A 7,997-nucleotide genomic window follows, 5' to 3' on the forward strand; every position below is an offset into this window, starting at 1 on the left:
CCCTCCGGTAGGTGTCGGCTTGCAACCTACTCGGAGGGATCGTCGGCGTCGCTGTTATCGGAGCGTCAACTTGCCGAGGGCGGCTCGGGCCCCCGGCGCTCGCCGGACTCCGGCGAAGGACCGGGCTGCTCCGGAGCTGGCGGCTGCCCCGGGACGGGCGGCTGCGCCGGCTGGCCCTGAACGGGCGGATAGCCCGGTGCCGGCGGGTAACCGGGCGCCGGGGGGTAGCCCGGTGCCGACGGATACCCGGGTGCCGGCGGGTAGCCCGGTGCCGACGGATACCCGGGCGCCGGCGGGTAGCTCGGGTAGGCGGCACCCGGCACCGGAGGCTCCCAGATCGGCTGCGGCTTGCGGAAGAACTCGTTCGCCTTCGGCAGAGCCAGCAAAATCAGGGCAGCCAGCAGGGCGAGCAGGTCCAGCAGGCCGAGCGCGGTGGTGAGCGGGCCGTACCAGGACGGCAGGGCCTCCTCCAACCGGCGCTGAACCTCCTGGCTGCTCGGCATGTTGCCACCGGTCGAACCGCCGTTGGTCAGGCCGCCGGCCACGTTGTTCACCAGGCCACCGCCGGTGCAGCAGAGCAGCAGGCCACCCACCACCCAGGTGGTGATCCGGGCGCCGTTCATGCCCCGGTTGTTCAACAGGGCGAGGACGACGAGCCCGATCGCGAGCAGCAGCGAGAACACGGCAGCCGCGATGCCGATGCCGTAGGTGACGTCGGCCACCTGCTCGGCGGCGCTGCCACGGTAGGCGTCCTGCAACACCTCGCGAAGCGTGCCGATGGTGGACAGCGTCAGAATCAGATTCACCACCTGGATGGCGGCGACGAGGATGAGCAACCAACTGGACGTCGTCACCACGCCCGGTCGGGCGCGGGGCGGCGTCCCCGTAGCATCGGCCATGATTCTCCTTCCCTAGATCACACGACTACCGTAACGAGCCGGCGCCGGGTGAGCACGGCGCGAAAGCCGGACCCGCCGCGGTGGGAAAGTGTCGTGCCTCATGGGTCACTCCCCGGCAAGCCGCCCCGCGGCGTACGCGCCGAGCGTGGTCTGGTCCATCAGGCAGCCGGTGAACGTGGTCAACTCACCCGCGTCGTCGCGCAGCCGGGTCCAGGCCACCCGGCCCAGCTCCCGGTCGACGGTGTCCAGCGACGCGGCGGCGTACGCCTTTCCGGCCGGCGAGCCGTGCTCCAGCAGCCAGTCGACCTGCTGCCGAGCCTCCGCCGGATTTTCCTTGAGCGCCCGCTCCACCTGCTGGTAAGCCGCCGTGGCCGGCAGCAACGTGCCGGCGATCCCCACCCCGCCGAAGGCGAGCGTGTCCGCCGAGGCCAACTCCCGGACGGCCGCGTCCAGCTCCTGGTCCCGCTCTTCGAAGCCCATCCCCCCATCCTTCCGCACCGCGTCCGCCCCGGCATCTGTCGATACGGGTCCGGCCGGATCCGCGGTGGCGGATCCGGCCGGAGCGGAATCAAAATCAGGCGGCGGTGACGGTGAGGGACTGCTTGGTGTCGGCCAGGTCGACCCGGACCGTGTCGCCGTCGCGGATCTGGCCGGCGAGCAACGCCTTGGCGAGCTGGTCGCCGATCGCCGACTGCACCAGCCGACGCAGCGGGCGGGCACCGTAGATCGGGTCGTAGCCGTGTTCGGCGAGCCACACCCGGGCGGCGTCGCTGATGACCAGCGCCAACCGGCGGTCCGCAAGACGCTTCCGCATCCGCGCCAGCTGGATGTCGACGATGGCCCGCAGGTCCTCACCCTGCAGGGCGGCGAACACCACGATGTCGTCGAGGCGGTTGAGGAACTCTGGCTTGAAGTGCGACCGGACCACCGCCAGGACGGCCTCGCGGCGCTGCTCATCGGTCAGCGTCAGGTCGCTGATCAGCGACGAGCCCAGGTTCGAGGTGAGGATCAGGATCGCGTTGCGGAAATCCACCGTACGCCCCTGGCCGTCGGTGAGCCGGCCGTCGTCGAGCACCTGCAACAGCACGTCGAAGACGTCCGGGTGGGCCTTCTCCACCTCGTCCAGCAGCACTACCGAATACGGCCGACGGCGCACCGCCTCGGTGAGCTGCCCGCCCTCCTCGTAGCCGACGTATCCGGGCGGGGCACCGACCAGGCGGGCGACGGAGTGCTTCTCGCCGTACTCGCTCATGTCGATGCGTACCATGGCCCGCTCGTCGTCGAAGAGGAACTCGGCGAGCGCCTTGGCCAGCTCGGTCTTGCCGACGCCGGTCGGGCCGAGGAAGAGGAAGCTGCCGGTCGGGCGGTCCGGGTCGGCGACGCCGGCCCGGGCTCGGCGGACCGCGTCGGCGACCGCACCGACCGCCTCGGGCTGGCCGACCACACGGGCTCCCAGCGACTCCTCCATGCGCAGCAGCTTGGCCGTCTCGCCTTCCAGCAGCCGGCCGGCGGGGATGCCGGTCCAGGAGGCGACCACTGCGGCGATGTCGTCCGCACCGACCTCCTCCTTGAGCATCGCGCCGTCGGCCTGAAGCCGGGCCAGTTCCTCCTCGGCCTGCTTCAGCTCGGCCTTGAGCGCGGGAATCCGGCCGTACCGCAACTCGGCGGCGCGTTCCAGCTCGCCGTCGCGCTCGGCCCGCTCGGCCTCGCCGCCGAGTCGCTCCAGCTCCTCCTTGGCCGTGGAGAGCTTGGTGATGTGGCTCTTTTCCAGCTGCCAGCGTTCGGAGAGCGCGGTGAGCTGCTCGCGCTTGTCGGCCAGCTCCTTGCGCAGCCGTTCGAGGCGTTCGGCGGAGGCGGCGTCCGGCTCCTTGGCCAGCGCCATCTCCTCGATCTCCAGCCGGCGCACCGCCCGTTCGATCTCGTCCACCTCGACCGGCCGGGAGTCGATCTCCATCCGGAGCCGGGACGCGGACTCGTCGACCAGGTCGATTGCCTTGTCGGGCAGGAACCGGTCGGTGATGTAGCGGTCGGACAGGGTGGCGGCGGCGACCAGCGCGGCGTCGGTGATGCGTACGCCGTGGTGCACCTCGTAGCGCTCCTTGAGCCCTCGCAGGATGCCGATGGTGTCCTCGATGGTCGGCTCGCCGACCAGCACCGGCTGGAAGCGGCGCTCCAACGCCGGGTCCTTCTCGATGTGCTCGCGGTATTCGTCCAGCGTGGTCGCGCCGACCATCCGCAGCTCGCCACGGGCCAGCATCGGCTTGAGCATGTTGCCGGCGTCCATCGAGCCCTCGCCCTTGCCGGCGCCGACAACGGTGTGCAGCTCGTCGAGGAACGTGATGACCTGGCCGTTGGAGTTCTTGATCTCCTCCAGCACCGACTTCAGGCGCTCCTCGAACTGGCCGCGATATTGCGCGCCGGCCACCATCGCGCCGAGGTCGAGCGAGACCAGCTTCTTGTCTCGCAGCGACTCGGGCACGTCACCGGCGACGATCCGCTGGGCCAGGCCCTCGACGATGGCGGTCTTGCCGACGCCCGGCTCACCGATCAGCACCGGGTTGTTCTTGGTACGCCGGGACAGCACCTGGATGACCCGGCGGATCTCGGAGTCCCGGCCGATGACCGGGTCGATCTTCCCCTCGCGGGCGCTGGCGGTGAGGTCCACGCCGTACTTGGCGAGGGCCTGGTAGGTCTGCTCCGGGTCGGCCGTGGTGACCCGCCGGTCCCCGCCGCGTACGGTCGGGAAGGCGGCGACCAGGCTTTCCTCGGTGGCCCCGGCGTTGTTGAGCGCGACGGAGACCGCGCCACCAACCCGGGCCAGCCCGGCGAGCAGGTGCTCGGTCGAGGTGTATTCGTCGCCCAGCGGCCGGGCGATCTGCTCGGCGGCGCCAATGGCGTTGACGAACTCGCGGGCCAGGGTGGGCTCGGCGAGGCTGGAGCCGCGCGCGGCGGGCAGGGCGTCGACCGAGCGCTGGGCGACCCGACGCAGCTCGGCGGGGTCGGCCCCGACGGCGCGCAGCAGGCCTGCGGCGGTCGAACCCTCGGTGTCCAGCAGCGACAGGAGCAGGTGCCAGGGCTCCACGGTGGCGTGACCGCGCTGGTTCGCCAGCGCGACGGCACCGGTGATGGTCTCGCGGCTCTTGGTGGTGAGACGTTCCGTGTTCATGAACTCCCCCGGATCGACGTGTCCACTCCGAACGACACAACCAGAGTTGAGTCTATTCCGCTCAACCCTAGCCGTGTGAACTGGATCACTTCACCCTCAGCCGGGCAGTCGGGCGGCGCAGGGCACCATCGCCCCCGGCTGGCACACGAGGACGAGCAGGGGTAGAGCGGCACTGAAGGGCTCGGTCAGGCCCCTTGGGCTGACAGGGTCGGGGCCTATGCCCCTGATCTGTGGCAGTCAGGCTGTTTCCAGCTCGGCGTGTCGGGCAGCTGGACTGCCACAGATCATGGTTGGGCGTTGTCCGGAGTGACGGCACACGGCAGCGTTGGCCGTCAGTCGCCGAGCAGGGCGACCCTGATCCAGCGGCGGGCGCCGATCGGGCCGACGGCGAGGATGACCTCGTCCGGGGCACGCCCCACAAGCGTGCCGTCATCGAGCAGGTAAAGGTAGTGCTCGGGGCCGACGGGCCAACTCACCCGCCCGTACTGGCCGTTCACCACCACGCCCACGCCGTCCGGCCCGGTCACCGCCACCCTCCCGGCACCCACCGGCGCCACCGAGGACATCCTGTCGGGGTGGCCGGCGGCCCGCACCAGCTGCCAGTCGCCCCGGTAGAGCCAGAGCGCCGGGAAACCGGCCGGGTCCGGCCGCGACCCGATCAGCCATACCTCGCTGTCGGGCGCGGACATCACCCACAGGTTTTCCACCTCGCCATCGGGCGCCGGCACCGCCGTCCGCTGCCAGCTCCGCCCCTGGTCCGTCGAGACCGCGGCGTACGGACGCCCGCCGGCCGCACCGGCCGCGACCAGCAGGCCCCCGGCCTCGCGCACCATGTTCACCATCGGCAGTCCGGGCTGGGCTGCCAAAGGTCGCAGCCGACGGCCGTCCCAGCGGGCCACCTTGCCGCTCTTCTCGACAAACTGGAACCGGCCCTTGACACCGACCAGCGCGGGCGGGGGCTCTGCGCCCGGGTGGTGGGTGAAGGTGACACCGCCGTCGGTCGAGATGTACCAGCCGAACGACACCGATTGGAGGGTCAGCAGCCCCTGCGGGGCGTAGAGCTGCTGGTTCTCGGCGACCGGCCGAGGATGCGGCAACGCCTGCCAGGACCGGCCACCATCCCGGGTGGCGAAGAGCAGCGCCGGACAATCCTCGCCGTCGCAGGTGGCGAAGAGGGCGTACGCCCGCTCGGCGTCAACGAACTCGATTCGCGGCGGGTCGTACCGGTCGGGCACGGCGACCCGAACGAGGCGAACCTCGTGCACGTCGGCGACCGGCGGCTGGCCCGGCGAGGTGGCCACCGGCCCGGGCGACGCGGACGCCCGGTTCGGCGGCGGACGCCGGACGTCCCCGATAGAACAGGCCCCCAGCACCGCCGATGCCAGGAATAGTGTCGCCATGCAGGCCGCTCGCCGTTTCACCACACCTCCAACGCAGGGTAGCCTCGCCCGCGTGCGAGTACGTGTTGAACAGACTGCCCTCCCGGGGATCGGCGTACGTCACGATCTGGTGACGGAATCCGGCCGCCGGGTCGGCGTGGTCTCCCACCGCAACGGCCGTCGTGACCTGGTCCTCTACGATCCGGACGATCCGGACTCCTGCCAGGCGGATATTCCACTGACCGACGACGAGGCGGAGGCGCTCGCCGACATCCTCGGCGCGTCCCTGCTGCTCAGCCAACTCTCCGGGCTGCGCGAGCAGGCCGCCGGGCTGCTCACCGAGCAGATCGCCATCCCCGCTGGTGCCAGGTACGTCAACCGGCAACTGGGCGACACCAAGGCGCGCACCCGCACGGGCGCGTCCATCGTCGCGGTGCTGCGCCAGGGCGAGGTGATCGTCTCGCCGGAACCCACCTTCCGCTTCGCCGCAGGTGACGTGGTGGTCGTTGTCGGCACCCGGCAGGGTCTCGACGGGGTCAGCGCGATCCTCGCCGAAGCGGACCCGGACGGCTGAGGCGCGGATGCACGAAACCACCACACTGCTCGTCGAGGTCGGCGCGCTGCTGTTCCTGCTCGGCCTGCTCGGCCGGCTCAGCCGCCGGTTCGGCGTCTCGCCCATCCCCCTCTACCTGCTCGCCGGCGTCGCCTTCGGCACGGGCGGCATATGGCCACTCAACGCCAGTGAAGAATTCTTCGCCATCGGCGCGGAAATCGGCGTGATCCTGCTGCTGGTCATGCTCGGCCTGGAATACAGCGCCGGCGAACTGGTGGGCAACCTCCGTTCGGCGGCCCCAGCCGGCCTGATCGATGCGGTGCTCAACGCGCTGCCCGGCTTCGCCTTCGCACTGCTGCTCGGCTGGGGCTGGCTGGCCGCCGTGGTGCTCGGCGGCGTCACCTGGGTCTCCTCGTCCGGGGTGATCGCCAAGGTCCTCGGCGACCTCGGCCGGGTCGGTAACCGGGAGACCCCGGTGATCCTCTCCGTCCTGGTGATCGAGGACCTGGCGATGGCCCTCTACCTGCCGCTGCTCACCGCACTGCTCGCCGGGATCGGCCTGATCAAGGGCGGCATGGCGCTCGCCGTCGCGGTGTTCACCGTGGTCGCCGTGCTGTTCGTCGCCATCCGGTACGGGCACGTGATCTCCGCGGCGTTCTCCGCGAAGGACCCGGAGGCACTGCTGCTCGGGGTGCTCGGCCTGACCCTGCTGGTCGCCGGCCTCGCAGCCAAGCTCCAGGTCTCCGCGGCGGTTGGTGCCTTCCTCGTCGGCATCGCCCTCTCCGGGCCAGTGGCGCACCACGCCACCGAGTTGCTGTCGCCGCTGCGGGATCTCTTCGCCGCGGTGTTCTTCTTATTCTTCGGGCTGGTCACCGACCCGAGGGACATGCCCCCGGTGCTGCTGCCGGCGCTGGCGCTGGCCGTGGTGACCATCGGCACGAAGGTGCTCACGGGATACCTGGCCGCCCGGCGGGCCGGGATCGCCGAGCCCGGTCGATGGCGGGCCGGTTTCGCGCTCACCCCGCGCGGTGAATTCTCCATCGTCATCGCCGGGCTCGCCGTCGCCGCCGCGCACCCGGTGGAACCCAGGCTGGCGGGGCTCGCCACGGCGTACGTGTTGATCACCGTGGTGGTCGGGCCGATGCTGGCCCGACTGCCCGACATGCCCTGGTTCAAACGCTGGTTGCGCCGGCGTGCCGCCGCCCGGCCGCCCGCACCGGTGCCGGCCACCGATTGAGTACGCCGGGCCGGGTCGGCCTTACGGTCGCCCCGGCCCGGCCAACGGTTGCCGAATTGGTTCCGGGAAGGGCTACCGTCGGCACGCGGAACCGCGTTACGGTGTCGCCCCAGCGCCCAGGGTCCGCGGGTGGCCGGTGCCCCCGCCAGCAGCAACGAAAGGTTGGCCGGTGAGCGTGCAGGAGGAGACGTTCCGCGGCTTCGCCAACCCGGTCGATCCGTCGCCGGCGGAGCTGCGAACGTGGGCCTACCAGCCGAACTCGGTACCGCTGACCTCCATGCCCCCGGACTGGGACCTGCTGGTCTCCGGCGACCACCTGGTGGGGACGCTCTTCGAACTGGCCATGGACCCGGCCTGCCCGGCTCGCCGGTTCGCCCTGCACTGCCTCTACATCTACGCCGCCGACGGCATCCGGACGAAGTTCCGCGCCCACCCGAAGCGCCGCTTCAGAAAGCTGGTCGAGCAGGCCGAACGGGCCGGCGACGAGCTGATGCGCAACTGGGCGCACAACAGCCGGGTACTGCTCGCCCGGCCGGACCTCTTCGCCTACCGCGACTGGTGCGAAGGCGGCCTCGTCCGAGAAAACCGACGGCTCTAGTACGGCGAGCGGGCCGAGGCCCCCTCGCGGCATCACCGCGTCCCGGCCCGCACATCCCTCAACGGCGAACGGGCCGAGGCCCCCTCGCGGCATCACCGCGTCCCGGCCCGCACATCCCTCAACGGCGAACGGGCCGAGGCCCCCTCGCGGCATCACCGCGTCCCC

7 protein-coding genes are annotated in these 7,997 nt (G+C 71.2%); 3 read left to right on the top strand and 4 right to left on the bottom strand.

The annotated features are described in order from the left end of the window. Positions 1-65: 65 nt before the first annotated feature. The 4 genes from ABZ671_RS03550 to ABZ671_RS03565 all read right to left on the bottom strand — a co-directional run bounded on the left by ABZ671_RS03550 (position 66) and on the right by ABZ671_RS03565 (position 5,465). A complete protein-coding gene (locus ABZ671_RS03550; RefSeq protein ID WP_357850465.1) occupies positions 66-899 on the bottom strand; it encodes a hypothetical protein in 834 nt (277 codons plus the stop codon). Positions 900-1,004: 105 nt separating this feature from the next. Further along, the gene (locus ABZ671_RS03555; protein ID WP_357850468.1) at positions 1,005-1,379 is read right to left on the bottom strand and encodes a hypothetical protein; all 375 of its coding nucleotides are present in this window, start codon (positions 1,377-1,379) and stop codon (positions 1,005-1,007) included. 94 nt (positions 1,380-1,473) lie between these two features. Continuing rightward, complete coding sequence (clpB, locus tag ABZ671_RS03560) at positions 1,474-4,065, bottom strand: ATP-dependent chaperone ClpB (RefSeq protein ID WP_357850471.1); 2,592 nt, start codon at positions 4,063-4,065, stop codon at positions 1,474-1,476. A 332-nt stretch (positions 4,066-4,397) separates the two neighbouring features. Beyond that, positions 4,398-5,465 (bottom strand): hypothetical protein, encoded by a 1,068-nt coding sequence (locus ABZ671_RS03565; RefSeq protein ID WP_357850474.1) that lies wholly within the window; start codon positions 5,463-5,465, stop codon positions 4,398-4,400. A gap of 52 nt (positions 5,466-5,517) precedes the next feature. On the opposite strand from ABZ671_RS03565, the gene ABZ671_RS03570 reads away from it, so the two are divergent. From ABZ671_RS03570 to ABZ671_RS03580, 3 genes are all read left to right on the top strand, one after another. Then, a complete protein-coding gene (locus ABZ671_RS03570; protein ID WP_357850477.1) occupies positions 5,518-6,018 on the top strand; it encodes a TrkA C-terminal domain-containing protein in 501 nt (166 codons plus the stop codon). A 7-nt stretch (positions 6,019-6,025) separates the two neighbouring features. Next, complete coding sequence (locus ABZ671_RS03575) at positions 6,026-7,234, top strand: cation:proton antiporter (protein WP_357850480.1); 1,209 nt, start codon at positions 6,026-6,028, stop codon at positions 7,232-7,234. A gap of 169 nt (positions 7,235-7,403) precedes the next feature. Beyond that, on the top strand, positions 7,404-7,832 hold the full coding sequence (locus tag ABZ671_RS03580; protein ID WP_357850483.1) for a hypothetical protein: 429 nt from the start codon (positions 7,404-7,406) through the stop codon (positions 7,830-7,832). Positions 7,833-7,997: the final 165 nt, after the last annotated feature.

It is taken from the genome of Micromonospora sp. NPDC006766, assembly GCF_040636055.1.
Classification (GTDB): domain Bacteria; phylum Actinomycetota; class Actinomycetes; order Mycobacteriales; family Micromonosporaceae; genus Micromonospora.

Excerpts from the sequence above, each read along its gene's own strand:
- ABZ671_RS03550 (WP_357850465.1), bottom strand. The coding sequence starts at position 899 with ATGGCCGATGCTACGGGGACGCCGCCCCGCGCCCGACCGGGCGTGGTG.
- ABZ671_RS03555 (WP_357850468.1), bottom strand. The coding sequence starts at position 1,379 with ATGGGCTTCGAAGAGCGGGACCAGGAGCTGGACGCGGCCGTCCGGGAG.
- clpB (WP_357850471.1), bottom strand. The coding sequence starts at position 4,065 with ATGAACACGGAACGTCTCACCACCAAGAGCCGCGAGACCATCACCGGT.
- ABZ671_RS03565 (WP_357850474.1), bottom strand. The coding sequence starts at position 5,465 with ATGGCGACACTATTCCTGGCATCGGCGGTGCTGGGGGCCTGTTCTATC.
- ABZ671_RS03575 (WP_357850480.1), top strand. The coding sequence starts at position 6,026 with ATGCACGAAACCACCACACTGCTCGTCGAGGTCGGCGCGCTGCTGTTC.